The 20,213-nt window shown below is 44.2% G+C and carries 16 protein-coding genes; 14 read left to right on the forward strand and 2 right to left on the reverse strand.

What is annotated here, in order from left to right; translation table 11 throughout:
• Positions 1–22 precede the first annotated feature (22 nt).
• The 13 genes from WKT20_RS02705 (at position 23) to gpmI (ending at position 16,457) form a co-directional block, all read left to right on the forward strand.
• Entirely contained in the window at positions 23–2,533 is a 2,511-nt protein-coding gene (locus WKT20_RS02705) for an alpha-L-arabinofuranosidase C-terminal domain-containing protein (protein WP_340416788.1), read from the forward strand.
• Positions 2,534–2,679: 146 nt separating this feature from the next.
• Positions 2,680–4,974: a beta-galactosidase gene (locus WKT20_RS02710; RefSeq protein ID WP_223804965.1), complete on the forward strand. Its 2,295-nt coding sequence runs from the start codon at positions 2,680–2,682 to the stop codon at positions 4,972–4,974.
• A 192-nt stretch (positions 4,975–5,166) separates the two neighbouring features.
• Positions 5,167–6,480 (forward strand): NAD(P)-dependent oxidoreductase, encoded by a 1,314-nt coding sequence (locus WKT20_RS02715; RefSeq protein WP_340416789.1) that lies wholly within the window; start codon positions 5,167–5,169, stop codon positions 6,478–6,480.
• 122 nt (positions 6,481–6,602) lie between these two features.
• On the forward strand, positions 6,603–7,949 hold the full coding sequence (gene purB / locus WKT20_RS02720) for an adenylosuccinate lyase (protein ID WP_340416805.1): 1,347 nt from the start codon (positions 6,603–6,605) through the stop codon (positions 7,947–7,949).
• Positions 7,950–8,014: 65 nt separating this feature from the next.
• A complete protein-coding gene (locus WKT20_RS02725; protein ID WP_117702756.1) occupies positions 8,015–9,322 on the forward strand; it encodes a pseudouridine synthase in 1,308 nt (435 codons plus the stop codon).
• Positions 9,323–9,405: 83 nt separating this feature from the next.
• Positions 9,406–10,809, forward strand: a complete 1,404-nt coding sequence (gene asnS, locus WKT20_RS02730) for an asparagine--tRNA ligase (RefSeq protein ID WP_117702755.1) — start codon at positions 9,406–9,408, stop codon at positions 10,807–10,809.
• 155 nt (positions 10,810–10,964) lie between these two features.
• Positions 10,965–11,456 (forward strand): DUF4488 domain-containing protein, encoded by a 492-nt coding sequence (locus tag WKT20_RS02735; RefSeq protein WP_007564297.1) that lies wholly within the window; start codon positions 10,965–10,967, stop codon positions 11,454–11,456.
• A 281-nt stretch (positions 11,457–11,737) separates the two neighbouring features.
• The gene (gene rplM, locus WKT20_RS02740; protein ID WP_117702754.1) at positions 11,738–12,199 is read left to right on the forward strand and encodes a 50S ribosomal protein L13; all 462 of its coding nucleotides are present in this window, start codon (positions 11,738–11,740) and stop codon (positions 12,197–12,199) included.
• A gap of 6 nt (positions 12,200–12,205) precedes the next feature.
• Positions 12,206–12,592 (forward strand): 30S ribosomal protein S9, encoded by a 387-nt coding sequence (gene rpsI / locus WKT20_RS02745; protein WP_007564303.1) that lies wholly within the window; start codon positions 12,206–12,208, stop codon positions 12,590–12,592.
• A gap of 12 nt (positions 12,593–12,604) precedes the next feature.
• Positions 12,605–12,766 (forward strand): hypothetical protein, encoded by a 162-nt coding sequence (locus WKT20_RS02750; RefSeq protein WP_181976358.1) that lies wholly within the window; start codon positions 12,605–12,607, stop codon positions 12,764–12,766.
• Positions 12,767–12,801: 35 nt separating this feature from the next.
• Positions 12,802–13,641: a 30S ribosomal protein S2 gene (gene rpsB / locus WKT20_RS02755; protein WP_117702753.1), complete on the forward strand. Its 840-nt coding sequence runs from the start codon at positions 12,802–12,804 to the stop codon at positions 13,639–13,641.
• 121 nt (positions 13,642–13,762) lie between these two features.
• Positions 13,763–14,755 (forward strand): translation elongation factor Ts, encoded by a 993-nt coding sequence (tsf, locus tag WKT20_RS02760; protein WP_340416790.1) that lies wholly within the window; start codon positions 13,763–13,765, stop codon positions 14,753–14,755.
• Between the two features lie 187 nt (positions 14,756–14,942).
• Entirely contained in the window at positions 14,943–16,457 is a 1,515-nt protein-coding gene (gene gpmI, locus WKT20_RS02765) for a 2,3-bisphosphoglycerate-independent phosphoglycerate mutase (RefSeq protein WP_007564312.1), read from the forward strand.
• Positions 16,458–16,651: 194 nt separating this feature from the next.
• On the opposite strand, the gene rpmH is transcribed toward gpmI, so the two are convergent.
• Positions 16,652–16,813 (reverse strand): 50S ribosomal protein L34, encoded by a 162-nt coding sequence (rpmH, locus tag WKT20_RS02770; protein WP_007564314.1) that lies wholly within the window; start codon positions 16,811–16,813, stop codon positions 16,652–16,654.
• A gap of 190 nt (positions 16,814–17,003) precedes the next feature.
• On the opposite strand from rpmH, the gene efp reads away from it, so the two are divergent.
• The gene (gene efp, locus WKT20_RS02775) at positions 17,004–17,570 is read left to right on the forward strand and encodes an elongation factor P (protein WP_117702751.1); all 567 of its coding nucleotides are present in this window, start codon (positions 17,004–17,006) and stop codon (positions 17,568–17,570) included.
• An 84-nt stretch (positions 17,571–17,654) separates the two neighbouring features.
• Here the strand turns inward: efp and WKT20_RS02780 are convergent, their stop codons facing one another.
• Positions 17,655–20,084: a glycosyl hydrolase family 95 catalytic domain-containing protein gene (locus tag WKT20_RS02780; protein WP_340416791.1), complete on the reverse strand. Its 2,430-nt coding sequence runs from the start codon at positions 20,082–20,084 to the stop codon at positions 17,655–17,657.
• Positions 20,085–20,213: the final 129 nt, after the last annotated feature.

Here is a 20,213-nt window from a genome sequence, read left to right on the forward strand (position 1 = left end):
CCTAAACACAATCTTCTTACCTATGAAACACCTGACACATTTGGCTGCCTTATGTGCTTGCCTTACCAGTTTTCCTGTATCGGCTCATGTACAGGAAGTGATGAATGAACCGGATTCGGTATATCTGTTTTCGTATGCCACTGTGAACGATGCGGGCCGTAGTGGGCTGAAGCTGGCTTGGAGTACAGATGAGGCGCGCTGGTTCAGCATCGGCAACGGATATGGATATGTGAAATGTGATTACGGCGCCTGGGGAGCCGAGAAACGCATGTTTAATCCTCATCTGGTGCGGGATGAAAAAGGAGTATGGCACTGCTTCTGGCAGCTGAACGAGAGCGGAAAAGAATGGGGGCATGCCACTTCGCCGGATTTGATGAAGTGGAATCCGCAGACTTACTATATGCAGCCGGCTCGGGAAGGTGAACAGGTACCGGCCGTTAAACGAGGAAGTGAGACGCGCAAGAAAGCGGTGGTGGAAGGTGTGTTGGAACAAGGATATATGCAGAAAGTGGCCTGGGAGGACGTAGATCGTCTGTTGAAATTTGCGGACTACCGGGCTTGCAGAGACCAGTTGCACAATGAACGTACGGAGCAGGATGCTCAGCGTTTTGCCGGGCTGGCTCCTGTTTCCTTACAATTGACGGTGCGTCCGGAAGAGGCTAAGCCTATCAGCGATAAACTGATTGGAATTTTCTTTGAAGATATTAATTACGGAGCTGATGGCGGACTTTATGCGGAACTGGTACAGAACCGCGATTTTGAGTATTCTCCAAAGGATAATGCGAGTCAGGGATTTGACAGTGGCTATGCTTGGAGTGTATGGGAGAACGGACAGTCGGCAGCCGTGAAGGTGTCAACCGAAAATCCTTTGCATGAGAATAATCCGCATTATGTCGTATTGCAGGCTAAGCCGGGAATGGCTCTCCGTAATCCAGGTTTTGATGGAATTATGTTGAAGAAAGGAGAAAAGTATGATTTCTCTGTTTTCTCTCGTATGCCTGAAGGAAGTAAAGGGGGTAAAGTTATCGTACGCTTGCTGGATAATGAGGGAAAGGAAGTGGCGAAATCTTCTGTACGAGTAGCAGCCGGAAAATGGAAAAAGCAGTCGGCTGTACTGACGGCTCAGGCCGATGTGGATGCGGCTGCGCTTTCAGTGGAACCGGAAGTGACTGGAGAATTGCATCTGGATATGGTTTCATTGTTCCCTCAAAAGACTTTCAAGGGCCGTAAAAACGGACTGAGAGCCGATCTGGCACAGACTTTGGCCGATTTATATCCACGTTTTGTGCGTTTCCCGGGCGGTTGTGTAGCACATGGAAACGGAATAGATAATATTTATCGCTGGAAAAACTCAGTAGGTCCGTTGGAAGCCCGTAAACCGATGGGGAACTTGTGGGGCTATCATCAGACATTAGGCTTGGGATACTTTGAATATTTCCAGTTTTGTGAAGATATAGGAGCAGAACCTCTGCCGGTACTGGCGGCAGGAGTTCCATGTCAGAATTCGGCTTGCATCCCGGGAAAACCTTTGAGCGGCGGACAGCAGGGAGGTATTCCCATGGAAGAGATGGGAGCGTATGTACAGGATATTCTGGACTTGATAGAATATGCCAATGGTGATCCGAAGAAGAGTAAATGGGCGAAGATGCGTGCGGAAGCGGGCCATCCGGAACCTTTCAATTTGAAATACGTCGGTATTGGAAACGAAGATTTGATTACACCTGTTTTTGAAGAACGTTTTGAAATGATTTTCAAGGCAGTAAAAGAAAAGTATCCGGAAATTACGGTGATTGGTACGGTGGGTCCTTTCTATGAAGGTACGGATTATGAGGCTGGATGGAAGTTTGCTACGCGCCTGAATGTGCCGATGGTGGACGAGCATTATTATAATACTCCAGGCTGGTTTATAAATAACCAGGATTATTACGACCGTTATGACCGTACCAAACCTAAAGTATATTTGGGAGAGTATGCCGCACATTTGCCGGGACGTCCCAATAACATTGAAACGGCTTTAGCTGAGGCCTTGTATCTGACTTCGGTAGAACGTAATGGTGACATCGTGTCAATGACCTCTTATGCTCCTTTGTTGGCAAAGGAAGGACATACTCAGTGGAACCCTGATTTGATTTATTTCAATAACCGTGAGGTGAAACCCACTGTGGGATATTATACTCAGTTGCTTTATGGTCAGAATTCCGGAGATTCTTATTTGCCTGCCGACCGGAAAATCGATAATCCTCGTCAGGATGTACAGAAACGAATAGGTACTTCAGTCGTACGTGACAGTAAGACGGGAGATTGGATTGTAAAGCTGGTAAATCTGTTGCCGGTTCCGGTAAAGGCTAAGGTGGAAGGTCTGACACCTGTAGAGAATGGCAAGGTGGTTTTGCAGGTGTTGAGTGGGAAACCTACCGACAAAAATGCACGACCAGTGAAAAAAGAGATAACCATGGCTGAGTTGTCCCAATATGAAATGCCGGCTTATTCTTTGAATGTAATTCGTGTAAAGGTAGCTGGAACAAAGAAGTAGGTGTGTCTTTGAATGATTTTTGACTGATAATTGATTGATTTCTATTTCTACGGTTTGGTAGCAAGTCCCTATTTTTGTAAAAGTGAAAAATGAATACCATGAATAAATTATTGAGAAAATTGTCATTAGGGGTGGCTTGTCTTTTGATGGCGGCTTTTATCAGCTCATGTCAAAGCTCGCAGGCCAGTGGAACGTTTGAAGTAGGAAAAAATACGTTCCTGTTAAATGGAAAGCCTTTTGTAGTGAAAGCTGCGGAGGTACATTATCCGCGTATCCCGGAACCTTACTGGGAACAGCGTATTCTTTCTTGTAAGGCTTTGGGTATGAATACCCTTTGTCTGTATGTGTTCTGGAACTTGCACGAACAGCAGCCAGGTAAGTTTGATTTTTCCGGCAATAAAGATATTGCCAAGTTCTGCCGTTTGGCTCAGAAGCATGGAATGTATGTCATTGTACGTCCGGGTCCGTATGTATGTGCAGAATGGGAAATGGGTGGATTGCCCTGGTGGTTACTGAAGAAAGAAGATGTACAGTTACGTACGCTGGATCCTTATTATATGGAACGTGTTGGTATTTTCATGAATGAAGTAGGCAAGCAGTTGGCAGACTTGCAGATTTCTCGTGGTGGAAATATCATTATGGTGCAGGTAGAGAACGAATATGGCTCGTATGGAATAGACAAGCCGTATGTATCGGCCATCCGTGATTTGGTGAAAAAAGCTGGCTTTACAGATGTGCCTTTGTTCCAGTGCGACTGGAGTTCTAACTTCACCAATAACGCACTGGATGATTTGCTGTGGACCGTAAACTTTGGTACGGGAGCTAATATTGACGAGCAGTTCAAGAAACTGAAATCACTGCGTCCGGAAACTCCGATGATGTGTAGTGAATTCTGGAGCGGCTGGTTCGATCACTGGGGCCGGAAACACGAGACTCGTGATGCGGCTACAATGGTGAGCGGTATTAAAGATATGTTGGATCGTAATATTTCTTTCAGTCTTTATATGACACACGGAGGAACTACCTTTGGCTGGTGGGGTGGTGCCAACAATCCGGCTTACTCGGCTATGTGCAGCTCATACGATTATGATGCACCTATCAGTGAAGCAGGATGGACTACTCCGAAATATTTCCAGTTGCGTGACTTGCTGAAACAGTATCTTCCGGAAGGAGAAACTTTGCCGGAACCTCCTGCTCAGTATCCGGTGATTTCCGTACCGGCCATTACAGAATGGGAAGTCGCACCCTTGTTCGATAATCTGCCTCAGGCTAAACAGTCGGAAGATATTAAGCCTATGGAACAGTTTGATCAGGGTTGGGGAAGTATTTTGTATCGTACGACATTGAAAGAAGATGTAAAAGGTATTTTGCATATTGATGAAGTACACGACTGGGCACAGGTATTTGCTGATGGAAAATTGTTGGGCCGCTTGGACCGTCGTCGTGGTGAATTCACTTTGCCGCTGAAAGAAACTTTGAAAAAAGGTACACGCCTGGATATTCTGGTAGAAGCCATGGGACGTGTGAACTTTGACAAATCAATTCATGACCGGAAAGGTATTACGAACAAAGTGGAAGTGGTAAGCGGTGAACAGGTGAAGGAACTGAAAGGTTGGGAAGTATACAACTTGCCTCCGTTCTATGAATTTGTCAGCCAGAAAAATTACCAGGCAGGCAAGCCGGTTGACGGACCTGCATATTATAAAGCTACCTTCCGTTTGGATAAGACAGGTGATACTTTCCTGGATATGCAGACTTGGGGAAAAGGTATGGTTTGGGTGAATGGACATGCCATGGGACGTTTCTGGGAAATCGGTCCGCAGCAAACTTTGTATATGCCGGGTTGCTGGTTGAAAGAAGGAGAGAATGAAATTATTGTGCTCGACCTGAAGGGACCGGCTGAAGCAAAAGTGGCTGGCGTAGAAAAACCGATTTTGGATATGCTGCGTGAAAAAGCACCGGAAACTCATCGTAAAGACGGACAGAACTTGAACCTGAAAGCTGAAAAAGTGGTAAATGCAGGTACATTCAAAGCTGGAAACGGCTGGCAGGAAGTACGTTTTGCACAGCCTGTAGCAGGACGCTATTTCTGTCTGGAAGGTATTTCCAACTATGAAGGAAACAATATCGCAGCCATTGCAGAGTTGGATGTACTGGATAATAACGGAAAGCCTGTTTCTCGTGAGAACTGGAAGATTGTGTATGCCGATAGTGAAGAAACACGTAGTGGAAACCGCACGGCAGATAAAGTCTTCGACTTGCAGGAAAGCACTTTCTGGCAGACGGTAGACAATACCGCTTATCCTCATCAGATTGTTATAGATTTAGGTAAGGAATATAATGTGACCGGTTTCCGGATGTTGCCTCGTGCAGAAGCCGGCGCACCAGGTTTGATAAAGGATTACAAAGTATATGTAAAGAACTCTGACTTTACGTATTGATTTTCAATTCGTATAGAACTTAAGGTATTGAAGATGGAAATATCCCATGGGCGGTAAGTCTATGGGATATTTTTTGTCTGTAGAAATAAAAATAAACTCATTCTGCTTTCTTTATGGCATTTTTTTACGAACTTTGCCGCCCAATATGAAACAGGTATGCAGGGAATACTTGCATGTGACAAATTTGATAAAATGAATAAGCCAAAAGCTGTATTTAGAGAAATAAACGAGAGCTATACGCTACAGGAGGCCATAGCTGAAGCAAAACGTTGCTTGAATTGTAAGAATCCTTCCTGTAAGAAGGGGTGCCCGATAGAAAATCATATCCCGGAGTTCATTCATGAACTGTCAAAAGGCAATATGGGAAATGCCATGGCAATCATTAACGAGAAAAGTAACCTGCCGGCTATTTGTGCCCGTGTCTGTCCCCATGAAAAGCAGTGTCAGGGGCATTGCGTATTGTATCCGAAAGGGAAGGGGATTGAAATTGGTAAGCTGGAGCGTTTCGTAGCCGATTTTGATACGGAAATGAAGTTGATTCGTGAGAAACTTCCTCAGAAAACACGGGGAAAGGTTGCCGTGATTGGTTCGGGGCCTGCCGGACTGACCGTAGCCGGAGACTTGGCTCGTCAGGGTTTTAACGTGACAATTTTTGAGAGTCAGGCAGAACCCGGTGGGGTGTTGATGTACGGAATTCCGGAATATCGTCTTCCCAAACAGGTGGTTCGTCAGGAAATTGAGAAGATTGAAGCACTGGGGGTGACTTTTCTGTTGAACTGTGTGGTAGGAAAGCAGCTGAACATTGATGATATTTTTGCGCAGGGATACGATGCTATTTTTATTGGTTCAGGTACGGCTCTGCCTAAATCATTGGATATTCCGGGGGCCGGATTGCGTGGAGTGATTCAGGCGACTTACCTGTTGCACATGGCCAATATCTATAATGAAGGCACAGTCGGCCGTGATAAGGTGCCGGTTATCGAAGGAGAGCACGTGGCAGTGATGGGATGCGGAAACGTGGCCATGGATGCGGCCCGTACGGCCGTACGTATGGGAGCGGCCAGTGTGACCATTGTGTATCGACGTACGGAAGCCGATATGCCCGCTATACAGGCAGAATACCAGGCTGCCTTGCAGGAAGGTGTGAAATTTTTATGGCAGACTTCCACGACTGAATTCCTTGGAGATGAAGACGGGAAGGTTGTCGGACTACGTGCCAATACACCAGAGGGAGTCAAGGAGTATGCTTTCGATCGCATTTGCCTGGCTGTGGGTTCACGCCCGGCTAGTCGGATTGTGTCGACTACGGAAGGTATAGAAACCGATGATAACGGGTATGTATTGGTGAAAGAACGCCCTTTCGGTATGACAAGCCGTAAAGGAGTGTTTGCCGGAGGTGATGTGGTGCATCGTCCGCAAACGGTAGTGATGGCTATGAAAGCAGCAAAGAGCGTGGCTGTGGGTATCGCACAGTATGTTGATGCTGTAAAATTGCTGAGTGAATAACCTAATTATAAAATAAATACTAAAGTTTAAGGACTATGTCCTGATAACTCAGGAAAAAGCATTAATTTCGCGAATTCAAATGAAACTTTAGAATTTAGATACCAAAAAACTTTACGATAATGATGGAACTTGATTTACTCACGGCTGTATCACCGATTGACGGTCGCTACAGAAGCAAAGCAGGAACTTTGGCTGCTTATTTTTCAGAATATGCGCTCATGAAGTATCGTGTGCGGGTGGAAATTGAATATTTCATCACTTTATGTGAATTGCCTTTGCCGCAGTTGGCATCATTTGATGCGACTCGCTTTGAGTCTCTTCGTGATATTTACCGTAATTTCTCTGAGGGAGACGCTGCACGTATCAAGGAGATAGAAAGCGTGACAAATCACGATGTGAAAGCTGTTGAGTATTTCATTAAGGAACAGTTTGATAAACTGGGTGGATTGGAACCTTATAAAGAATTCATTCACTTCGGACTGACTTCACAGGATATCAATAACACTTCAGTTCCTTTGTCTATCAAGGATGCGTTGGAAGAAGTCTATTATCCGCAGATCCAGAAACTGATTGATCAGTTGACTGCCTACGCAGAAGAATGGAAAAATATTCCGATGCTGGCAAAGACTCACGGGCAGCCTGCTTCTCCTACTCGTCTGGGCAAGGAAATCATGGTTTTCGCTTATCGTCTGAACCGTCAGCTGGCTGTATTGAAGGCTTGTCCGCTGACTGCGAAATTTGGTGGAGCAACCGGAAATTACAATGCACATCACGTGGCTTATCCGGATTTTGACTGGAAGGTTTTCGGTAATAAGTTTGTTGCAGAAAAATTAGGTCTGGAACGTGAAGAATACACTACACAGATTTCAAATTACGACGGACTGGGTGCCATCTTCGATGCAATGAAGCGTATCAATACCATCATGATTGACATGAACCGTGACTTCTGGCAGTATATTTCCATGGAGTATTTCAAGCAGAAAATCAAAGCTGGTGAGGTCGGCTCAAGTGCCATGCCGCATAAGGTGAACCCGATTGACTTTGAAAATGCAGAAGGTAACTTGGGAATGGCCAATGCAATATTGGAACATCTTTCTTCCAAGCTGCCGGTCTCTCGTTTGCAGCGTGACTTGACGGACTCTACAGTGTTGCGTAATATCGGTGTTCCTTTTGGACATACGGTGATTGCCATCCAGAGCTCACTGAAAGGTCTTGGAAAATTGCTGTTGAATGAACATAAAATCTATGAAGATCTCGATAATTGCTGGAGTGTAGTGGCTGAAGCTATTCAGACGATTTTGCGCCGTGAAGCTTATCCGCATCCGTATGAAGCGTTGAAAGCGCTGACCCGTACGAACCAGGCTATTACAGAAGCTTCTATCAAAGATTTTATTGAAACACTGAACGTCAGCGAGGATATTAAAAAGGAACTGCGTGCGATTACTCCGCACAACTATACTGGAGTCTAACTTTAAAAAATAAATATCGCCCGAGAGGGTGTTGAGTATTAATATTAGCATTAAACAAAAAAATTATGGCAGAAAAAGAATTCAGACAAGATGGCGAAAACAGCCAGTCTGGCCGCGATGGTTACAAGTCTTACAACAGAGAAGGATATAACAAATATGGTAGAGGCGAGAAAAGCAACAGCTACGGTCGCCGTCCGTATAACAACAATAGAGAAGGGGGAGAAGGTTATCGTTCTTCTTATAATCCTCGCTTTAATAATGGAGAGGATCGTCCGCAGAGAGGTGGTTATGGTAATCGCCCGCAGCGTTCATACGGAAACCGTTCCTACAATAATGAAGGAGGAGAACAGCGCTCTTCTTACAATCCTCGTTTTAACAACAATAATGGTGGACGTCCGCAGCGTGCGTACACTCCTCGTTTCAACAACAACCAGGAAGGAGGAGAACAGCGTTCATATCGTCCGCGCTTTAACAATGCACAACAGGGTGGAGAACAGCGCCCGTATCGTCCTCGTTTTAATAACAATGGCGGACAGCAGGGCGGATATGGTCGTCCACAGGGAGGTTACCGTCCGCGTACTGCCGACTACAACCCGAATGCAAAATATAGCATGAAGAAGCAGATCGAGTACAAAGAACTGCTGACTGATCCGGATGAACCGATTCGTTTGAACAAGTTCCTTGCGAATGCAGGTATCTGCTCTCGTCGTGAAGCGGATGAGTTTATCACTGCAGGAGTTGTATCTGTAAATGGTGAAATCGTAACGGAACTGGGTACGAAGGTGAAGCGTTCGGATGAAGTGAAGTTCCACGATCAGCCGGTAAATATTGAGCGTAAGGTCTATGTACTGCTTAATAAACCGAAAGATTGCGTAACGACTTCGGATGACCCGCAGGAACGTAAGACGGTGATGGATTTCGTGAAAGGTGCTTGCAAGGAGCGTATCTATCCGGTAGGGCGTCTGGACCGTAATACCACAGGTGTACTGCTGTTGACAAATGACGGTGACCTGGCATCGAAACTGACTCATCCTAAGTTCTTGAAGAAGAAAATTTATCATGTATACTGCGACAAGAATGTGACAAAGGCAGACTTGGATCAGATTGTACAGGGTATTACACTGGATGATGGTGAAATCCGTGCTGATGCTATCAGCTATGCGTCGGATACAGATAAATCACAGGTGGGTATTGAAATCCACTCTGGAAAGAACCGTATCGTACGTCGTATTTTCGAATCGCTGGGCTATCGTGTGATTAAGCTGGACCGTGTGTACTTTGCGGGATTGACTAAGAAGGGATTGCGTCGCGGTGACTGGCGTTACCTCACAGAACAGGAAGTAGCCATGCTTCGTATGGGATCTTTTGAATAATGATAAATATAGCAGAACACAGGGATACACGGAAACGGAGCATCCTTGTGTTTTTAGATTAATTGATAAAACATAGAATCAAAATGGAAACAATTCGTAGAACAAAAATTGTTGACCTGCTGAAGCGTGAAGATTTTGGCGCGATGGTCAATGTGAAAGGTTGGGTGCGTACTCGCCGTGGTAGCAAACAGGTAAACTTTATTGCATTGAATGATGGTTCTACTATAAATAATGTGCAGATTGTAGTCGACTTGGCTAACTTTGATGAGGATTTACTGAAGTTGATTACAACGGGTGCATGTCTGAGCGTGAATGGAGAACTGGTAAAGTCGGTAGGTTCCGGACAGGCAGCAGAAGTTCAGGCACGTGAGATTGAAGTATTGGGTACTTGTGACAATACTTATCCATTGCAGAAAAAAGGACATTCAATGGAATTCTTGCGTGAGATTGCTCACCTGCGTCCTCGTACGAATACATTTGGTGCAGTGTTCCGTATCCGTCATAACATGGCTATTGCGATTCATAAGTTCTTCCATGAAAGAGGTTTCTTCTATTTCCACACTCCTCTGATTACAGCATCAGACTGTGAAGGAGCTGGACAGATGTTCCAGGTTACTACCATGAACCTCTATGATTTGAAGAAAGATGAAAACGGTTCTATTATTTATGATAATGACTTCTTCGGAAAGCAGGCAAGTCTGACAGTTTCCGGACAGTTGGAAGGCGAATTGGCCGCTACTGCTTTGGGAGCAATTTATACATTTGGACCAACATTCCGTGCGGAAAATTCAAATACACCGCGTCATTTGGCTGAGTTCTGGATGATTGAGCCGGAAGTTGCTTTCAATGACATCAATGACAACATGGATTTGGCGGAAGAATTCATCAAATACTGTGTACAGTGGGCATTGGACAACTGTTATGACGATGTGAAGTTCTTGAACGACATGTTCGATAAAGGCTTGATTGAACGTTTGCAGGGTGTATTGAAGGAATCTTTTGTACGTCTGCCTTATACAGAAGGTATCAAGATTCTGGAAGAAGCAGTAGCTAATGGACATAAGTTTGAATTCCCGGTTTACTGGGGCGTGGATTTGGCTTCAGAACACGAACGCTTCCTGGTGGAAGAGCACTTCAAACGTCCGGTTATCTTGACCGATTATCCGAAAGAAATAAAGGCGTTCTATATGAAGCAGAACGAAGATGGCAAAACTGTACGTGCTATGGATGTGCTGTTCCCGAAGATTGGCGAAATTATCGGAGGTTCAGAGCGTGAAGCAGATTATGACAAACTGCTGACTCGTATTCAGGAACTGAATATCCCGATGAAGGATATGTGGTGGTATCTGGATACTCGTAAGTACGGCTCATGTCCGCATTCTGGCTTCGGGTTAGGATTTGAACGTCTGCTGCTGTTTGTAACAGGTATGGCAAATATCCGTGATGTGATACCGTTCCCGCGTACACCGCGTAACGCAGAATTCTAAGAGAAGATTCTATTTATCTATAAAAGAAAAAGTCATTCCATTTGGAATGACTTTTTTTATGTTTTTACGATAGAAAAACGTGCATAAAATGCGTGATTGTCAAAATATTTTATAATTTTGTGATAACCTGATAGGTAATTCTAATACTTATAGTTATGAAAATACGTTATTTCTTTCTGGTAGCGTTTCTGATGCTTTTAGCTGTCGGCAATTCGATGGCCCAGGATGTGCAGGAAAAAACTCCTATTAATTTACATGGAGTTTGGCAGATGTGTTTCTATCGTTCTAATTCTCCGGATATACCGGGTGAGCTTAAGACAAGTAATTCTCTGAAGATTCTTTCTGATGACGGACGTTTTACCAATTTGTTGATGATGCAGACAGGAGCCGTTATTTTGGGATATGGAACTTATGAAATAAACAGTGAAGGACTTTATACGGAGTGTGTAGAGAAAAACGTGCATCTTCCACAGTTGAATGGAAAGAAAAATGCAATGCATTTTGAACTAAAGGAAAATGGTACATTGATGTATGTGAAGTATTTCTTGGATAATGATGCTAATGGGAACAAGATAGATTCCTGGTGTCATGAAATTTGGAAGAAAGTCGAAATGGCACCTGTTTATCCGGGTGATGAATTGCGCTGATAAAAATTGGATGATAAATAAATAGGGCCGTTGCAACATGGGGTTGCAACGGTCTTTTCTGGTTTTATATCATTTAGGTACGATTCATAATCAACTGGTTATCCCGCGAAAAAAAAACTTAAAATCTTTGTCGGTTAAAAGAAAAGCCGTACCTTTGCAAGCCGATTATTATCAACTAGTGATAAATTTTTAATTCTGAGTGCTTTATTCTTCTTTGTCCGGGAAGGGTAAGGTTGTAGGAATTTGTTTTTTAGTAGTTAACATTTTAAAAAGATTTAAGAGTGGATACTTTAAGTTACAAGACCATTTCTGCAAACAAGGAAACAGCAACTAAAGAATGGGTTGTTGTGGATGCTACCGATCAGGTTGTAGGCCGTTTCGGTGCAAAAGTTGCAAAGTTGTTGAGAGGTAAGTACAAACCTAACTTCACCCCTCACGTAGACTGCGGTGATAACGTTATTATCATCAATGCAGACAAAGTGAAATTTACAGGTAAGAAAATGACCGATAAGGTTTACCTGAGCTATACCGGTTATCCTGGTGGTCAGCGTGAAATTACTCCGGCTCGTCTGTTGGCAAAACCGAATGGCGCTGAAAAATTGATGAAAAAAGTAGTAAAAGGTATGCTTCCTAAGAATCGTCTGGGAGCTAAGTTGCTGGGCAACTTGTATGTTTACGAAGGAAGTGAACACAAACACGAAGCTCAGACTCCGAAAGTAATTGATATTAATACACTTAAATAATAAAGAATGGAAGTAGTAAATGCATTAGGCAGACGTAAAAGCGCAGTAGCTCGCGTTTTCGTTAGCGAAGGTACAGGAAAGATTACTATTAACAAGAGAGACCTTGCACAGTACTTTCCATCAACTATTCTGCAGTATGTAGTTAAACAGCCGTTGAACAAATTGGAAGTGGCTGAAAAATATGATATCAAAGTTAACTTGTGCGGTGGTGGTTTCACTGGTCAGTCTCAGGCTTTGCGTTTGGCTATCGCTCGTGCACTGGTTAAAATCAATCCGGAAGATAAGAAGGCTCTTCGTTCTGAAGGTTTCATGACTCGCGATTCTCGTTCTGTTGAACGTAAGAAACCGGGACGTCCAAAAGCACGTCGTAGATTCCAGTTCAGTAAACGTTAACGAGGGGACAAGTTGGATAAGGGACAAGTTGGCAAGGTGGTTCACTCGGTGGGTCTGTCCTTGTTGCCTCGTCAACTGATACCTCGTCACCTAAAGAAGCGTTTAGTATCTAAACTGTCAGGATTCTTCCTGCAAGTTCTTGTCGGAAAGACTACCGGACAGTTGGTTCAATAAACAAAAAAGAAAGTAAACGATTAAAATTAAAAACAATGTCAAGAGTAAATTTTGATACATTATTGGAGGCTGGTTGCCACTTCGGACACCTTAAAAGAAAGTGGAACCCTGCAATGGCTCCTTATATTTTCATGGAACGCAACGGTATTCATATCATCGATTTGAACAAAACTGTTGCTAAAGTTGAAGAAGCTGCTGAAGCTTTGAAACAAATCGCAAAATCAGGAAAGAAAATCCTGTTCGTTGCTACTAAGAAACAAGCTAAACAAGTTGTAGCTGAGAAAGCTGCTTCTGTAAATATGCCGTACGTAATCGAACGTTGGCCGGGTGGTATGTTGACTAACTTCCCGACAATCCGTAAGGCTGTGAAGAAAATGACTACTATCGACAAACTGACTAACGATGGTACTTACTCAAACCTGTCAAAGAGAGAAGTTCTTCAGATTTCTCGTCAGCGTGCTAAGTTGGAAAAGAACTTGGGTTCTATCGCTGATTTGACTCGTCTGCCGTCTGCATTGTTCGTAGTAGACGTATTGAAAGAAAACATCGCAGTTCGTGAAGCTAACCGTCTGGGTATTCCTGTATTTGCTATCGTAGATACTAACTCAGATCCTTCAAACATCGATTTCGTAATTCCGGCAAACGATGACGCTACTAAATCAGTAGAAGTTATCTTGGATGCTTGCTGCGCTGCAATGGCAGAAGGCTTGGAAGAAAGAAAAGCAGAAAAGGTAGATATGGAAGCTGCTGGTGAAAATGCACCGAAAGCTGCTAAGAAAAAAGCTACCAAAGCTCGCATGGATAAAGCTGAAGAAGATGCAATCAACGCATCTAAGGCTGCTGCATTCATGAGCAAGGATGAAGAAGAAGCTTAATCAATAAAGTAAGTTGAGAATTGAAAATTGAAAATTGGGAAAACTGTATTCTCAATTCTCAATTCTCAATTCTCAATTTTGTTTTTAAGAACATTACTAACTCAAAATAAAAGATATTATTATGGCTGTAAGTATGGCTGATATCACCAAGCTTCGTAAAATGACTGGAGCTGGTATGATGGACTGTAAGAACGCTTTGGCAGAATCAGAAGGCGATTTCGACAAGGCAATGGAAATTATCCGTAAAAAAGGACAGGCTGTAGCTGCAAAACGTTCTGACCGTGAAACTTCAGAAGGTTGCGTGTTGGCAAAATCAACTGGTGACTACGCTGCAATGATTGCTTTGAAGTGTGAAACTGACTTCGTTGCAAAGAATGCAGATTTCGTAGCATTGACTCAGGCTATTCTGGATGCTGCTATCGCTAACAAGTGTCAGACTTTGGATGAAATCAAGGCTTTGCCTATGGGTAACGGTACTATTGCTGATGCAATTGTAGAACGTAGTGGTATCACTGGTGAAAAGACTGAATTGGATGGTTTCAATTTCGTATCAGGTGCTTGCACTGCTGTTTACAACCACATGAATAAGAATCAGCTTTGTACAATCGTTGCATTCAACAAAGAATGCGATGCTCAGGTAGCTCATGAAATCTGTATGCAGATTGCTGCCATGAACCCGATTGCAATTGATGAAGCTGGTGTTTCTGAATCTGTAAAACAGGAAGAAATCAATGTAGCTATTGAAAAGACTAAGGCTGAACAGGTACAGAAAGCTGTTGAAGCTGCTTTGAAGAAAGCTGGTATCAATCCTTCTCACGTAGATAGCGAAGAGCACATGGAAAGCAACATGGCCAAGGGATGGATTACTGCAGAAGATGTAGCTAAAGCTAAAGAAATCAAGGAAAAAGTAGCTGCAGAAAAAGCTACTAACTTGCCTGAGGCTATGATTGAAAATATCGCAAAAGGCCGTCTGGGTAAATTCTTGAAAGAAGTTTGCTTGCTGAAACAGGAAAGCATCATGGATCCGAAGAAGACTGTAGCTGATGTATTGAAAGCTGCTGATCCGGAACTGGCTGTTGCAGACTTCAAACGTTTCACTTTGCGTGCTGAATAATTATTAGGATGCAATATTCTTTCGGGCGTGCCATTTGGTACGTCCGATTTGTTTTACGGTTACTTGGTTCAAGTAGCCGTTTTTTATTGATTATTATCAGGAAAAGTAATCTTCCAAGCAGGATTATTTTGTATTTTTGCTGTCGGAAAACATAGAATGGAATTCTAACTTTTAAACAAAATAGATTATGGCAAAGAAAGCGCTTTTAATGATTCTGGACGGTTGGGGTTGTGGCGACCGTCAAAAAGATGATGTAATCTTCAATACTCCGACGCCTTACTGGGACAGTCTGTTGGCTAACTATCCTCATTCACAGCTTCAGGCCAGTGGTGAAAATGTAGGTTTGCCTGACGGTCAGATGGGTAACTCAGAAGTAGGTCACTTGAATATCGGTGCAGGCCGTATCGTATATCAGGATTTGGTGAAGATTAACCGTGCATGTGCCGACAACAGCATTATGCAGAACAAGGAAGTAGTAGCTGCTTTCTCATACGCAAAAGAACATGGAAAAAACATCCACTTCATGGGATTGACTTCTAATGGTGGTGTACACTCTTCTTTGGAGCACTTGTTCAAATTGTGTGACATTGCAAAGGAATACGGACTGGAAAATACTTTCATCCACTGCTTCATGGACGGTCGTGATACAGACCCAAAGAGCGGTAAGGGATTCATTGAACAGCTGACTGCTCATTGCGAAAAATCAGCCGGAAAGATTGCTTCTATCGTTGGACGTTTCTATGCAATGGACCGTGACAAACGTTGGGCACGTGTGAAAGAAGCATACGATTTGCTGGTAAACGGTACAGGTAAGAAGGCTACCGACATGGTACAGGCTATGCAGGAATCATACGATGAAGGTGTAACAGACGAATTCATCAAACCGATTTCCAATGCAAACTTCGACGGTACTATCAAGGAAGGGGATGTAGTTATCTTCTTCAACTACCGTAACGACCGTGCAAAAGAATTGACTATCGTATTGACTCAGCAGGATATGCCGGAAGAAGGCATGAAGACCATCCCGGGATTGCAGTACTACTGTATGACTCCGTATGATGCTTCATTCAAAGGCGTACATATCTTGTTCGACAAGGAAAACGTACAGAACACATTGGGCGAATACCTTGCAAGTAATGGCAAGACTCAGCTTCACATTGCAGAAACTGAAAAATATGCCCATGTAACCTTCTTCTTCAACGGTGGACGTGAAACTCCGTATGACAACGAAGACCGTATCCTGGTTCCTTCACCGAAGGTTGCTACTTACGACTTGAAGCCGGAAATGAGCGCATACGAAGTAAAAGATAAACTGGTAGAAGCTATCGGTACACAGAAATATGACTTTATCGTAGTGAACTATGCAAACGGTGACATGGTAGGTCATACAGGTATCTATGAAGCAATTGAAAAGGCTGTAGTAGCTATCGACAACTGTGTGAAAGATACAGTAGAAGCTGCTAAGGCTAACGGTTATGAAGTCATCATCATTGCTGACCATGGAAATGCAGATCATGCATTGAATGAAGACGGTACACCGAACACAGCTCACTCTTTGAATCCGGTTCCGTTTGTATACGTAACTGAAAACAAAGATGCCAAAGTAGAAAATGGTGTATTGGCTGATGTGGCTCCTTCTATCCTGCACATTTTAGGCATGGCGCAGCCGTCTGAAATGACAGGTCGCGACCTGATTAAATAAGAATCCACAGTGATTTAGAATATAGAGCCGGGGCTCGTTATCGGAAGATAATGGACTCCGGTTTTTTATGCACCATGTTAAAGCGATTGTGTTTCAGATAGGGAGAACACAGGCGGTGCAGTCTTGGACAAAATAAAAAGCCGCAAAGTAAATAAGAGGAATTACTTTGCGGCTTTCTGTCAAAACAGAGTTTATTATGCTTTTACTCCGTTGTATTCGTCAGATACAGTTAATTTTTTGCGGCCTTTAGCGCGACGTGCTGCCAATACTCGGCGACCGTTTGCGGTAGCCATTCTTTCACGGAAACCGTGTTTGTTTCTTCTCTTTCTGTTAGAGGGTTGGAATGTTCTTTTCATTTTCGTATATACTATTTTATGTTATTATTCCATGCGTTCGGGCTGCAAAATTAGTGACTTTTTTTTAATAATCAAAGTGCTAAATCATTTTTAGACAAATCTTTTTGCGTTTTTTCGCGATTTAGATTAATTTTGCAACCGTATTCAGAGAATAAATCAAACTATTACATAATAATAAAGGATTTAAGTTATGATTAATGCTCAAGACATTAAAATCGGAACCGCTATCCGTATGGATGGCAAATTGTATTTCTGCATTGACTTCCTGCATGTAAAACCGGGTAAAGGAAACACTTTCATGCGTACAAAACTGAAAGATGTGGTAGACGGATATGTATTGGAACGTCGTTTCAACATCGGTGAAAAACTGGAAGATGTACGTGTAGAACGTCGTCCTTATCAGTTCTTGTACAAAGAAGGTGATGATTATATTTTCATGAATCAGGAAACTTTCGAACAGGTGCCTATCGCTCATGAACTGATTGAAGGTGTAGACTTCCTGAAAGAAGAAATGATTGTAGAAGTTGTTTCTGATGCTTCTACTGAAACTATCCTGTTCGCAGAATTGCCGGTAAAAGTTCAGCTGAAGGTTACTTACACTGAACCGGGTCTGAAAGGTGATACTGCTACTAACGCTACTAAGCCTGCTACTGTAGAAACTGGAGCTACTGTACGTGTTCCGTTGTTCATTAACCAGGATGAAACTATCGAAGTAGATACTCGCGACGGTTCTTACGTAGGTCGTGTAAAAGCTTAATGCTGACAGACACTGAATTTCAGATAAAAAAGAAAGCCGTACTGGATGATTCCGGTGCGGCTTTCTTTTTTTTGTGATGCTGGCTTACAGTAACTTGATTCCTTTGCCTGCCTTGAGGGCGATATTCTTGGATTTTCCGTTGAAGCAGACTTTTGTTTTTCCTCCTTTGCGTGACTGAATGTATAAGGATGTGACCTTGCTGTCTTTCCATTCCATATCGACGATGAAGCCTCCACGGGCACAGATACCTTTCACACTGCCGTCCTTCCATTCCTCCGGAAGAGCCGGAAGCAGGGTGATACTGTTTTCGGAAGATTGCATCAGCATTTCAATGACGCCGGCGCAACCGCCAAAGTTACCGTCAATCTGGAAAGGCGAGTGTGCATCGAGCAGGTTGGGGTAGGTACCTCCTCCGCGTCGTGCATCCTTTCCTTTGTATCCGTCCGGACTGACATAACGCAGCAGGCGACGGTAAATGTGGTACGCATTTTTGCTGTCTTGCAGGCGTGCATAAAGGTTGACACGCCAGCCGGTGCTCCAGCCCGTAGTATTGTCGCCTTTGATTTCCAGCGTACGGGCACAGGCCTTTGCCAGTTCCGGAGTTTCTTTTACAGACAGATGATGTCCCGGATACAAACCGAACAGATGCGACTGATGACGGTGTTGCGGTTCCTGGTCTTCCCAGTCGTGGAACCATTCCTGTAGGTTACCTTTCTTGCCAACCTGGTAAGGCAGCAGGCGGGGAAGCGTCTTCTCTATCTGCTTCCGGAAGGTTTTGTCTGTACCTAATGCTTCGGCAGCCTTGGCCGCATCTATCAGGCATTCACGTGTCATAGCCAGGTCGGAAGTACAGCCGTAGGAAGTAGCTCCTGCGTAGCCGTCGGGAGTCAGGAACTTGTTTTCGGGCGATGTACCCGGTGAAGTAATCAGCTTGCCGTCTTTTTCTATCAGCCAGTTCAGGCAGAATTCGGCTGCACCTTTCAATACCGGATAATATTGCTGTAGAAATTCCTTGTCCTGCGTGAAGGTGTAGCGTTCCCAGATATGAGTAGACAGCCAGGCGCCTCCCATGGTCCAGCATGCCCACGACGGGTCACCCACGTTCAATCCTACCGGACAGGTCATGGCCCAGATGTCCGTATTCTGTCCCAGACACCATCCTTTCTGTACGCCGTAATAAGCCTTGGCACTCTCTTCTCCCGTGTGTTGCAGGTTGGCGATGAAGTCCATCAGTGGGCGGTGCATTTCACTCAGATTGGCCGTTTCAGCTGCCCAGTAGTTCTCCTCCAGGTTGATGTTGCTGGTATAGTTGCAGCTCCAGGGCGGGAGCAGGCGTTCGTTCCACAGACCTTGCAGGTTGGCGGGTACTCCCGGTGTACGTGAACTGGAAATGAGCAGGTAGCGGCCATATTGAAAATACAATGCTTCCAGTTCCGGATTCCTTTGTGACTTGTCTGTATATTGCAATAGCTGTTCGTCGGTAGGCAGGGCTGCAATGGCCTGGTCTGTCTTACCTAGGCAAAGTCCCACGCGGTCGAAGAAAGACTTGTAGTCTGTCACGTGTGCATTTTCTAATTCCTCAAACGTTTTCTTTGCTGCCCGTTCTATGCGCCGTGCCACCAGGTTCCGGTAGTCACGTCCCTCTTTCATGGGGTCTTTGTCGAAGCCGTTGAAGCTGGTGACGTTGGCTATCAGAATCAAGGCTTCGTTTCCACCCTTCACCTTCAATTCACCCGATGGAAAGCTTTTGACCTCACTTTGAGGAGCTATGACCCGAATCAGTGTACGGAAATGCGTTCCCCGCTCCGGATCATACAAATGCTTGTTGTTTACTCCGTCAAAATATACGGGATAGGAGTGATAGGCAGCATATCCTTCGGCTGAAATCTCATTGCCGTTGGCCGTAGTGGCATGAGGCAGGAGCGAGTTGAATGAAAGAGTGGCTTGCAGCCCTTGTGCGCTTTCCGTCTGCAGGCGCAGTACAATCACCGAGTCGGGGGCTGACGCAAAATAATCGCAGGCAAAGCCTTTGCCGTTTCTCTGGTAAGCGGTTCGTGCCATGGCCCGGCTGATGTCTAGTGTCCGTTGATAGTGGCTTACTTTTGCCGGTTCGGCAGAATAAGTAATGGAAAGTTGGCCTAGCGGCTGATAATTTTCGCTGTAGTGTCCCTGTACTTTCCGCTGGGCGCGGTCGGCTCCGCGGTAGTCTTCCTTGTCGAGCAAGGCACGGATTTCCGGAATAGCCTTGTAGGCATCGGGAGTTGTGACTTTCCGGTCGGGTTCTCCGGTCCATAGGGTAATGTCGTTCAGAGAGAGTACGTCCTTGTCGGTTCCTCCGTAAAGAATAGCTCCCATCGTACCGTTTCCGATGACGAGTGCTTCTTCAAAAAATTCAGCAGGACGATTGTAGTGCAGCACTAAATTTTCTTGTGCCGGAAGATAAGAAACAGGTAAGGAAAGAATACAAGTTGTGACAACAATGCCTTTCCACTTCCTTTTAAAGTTACTTTTCATAGTCTATGTGTTAATAAAGAAAATCAGTCGCAAGTTATCAAGAAATATCCGTACGGGCAAAACTAAGGCATGAAAAGTGAGGTGAAAAATACAAACAGAAAACGCCTTTGCGTTTTATCTCAAACGCAA

Source organism: Phocaeicola sp. ICN-14070 (genome assembly GCF_037892625.1).
Lineage (GTDB): Bacteria > Bacteroidota > Bacteroidia > Bacteroidales > Bacteroidaceae > Phocaeicola > Phocaeicola plebeius.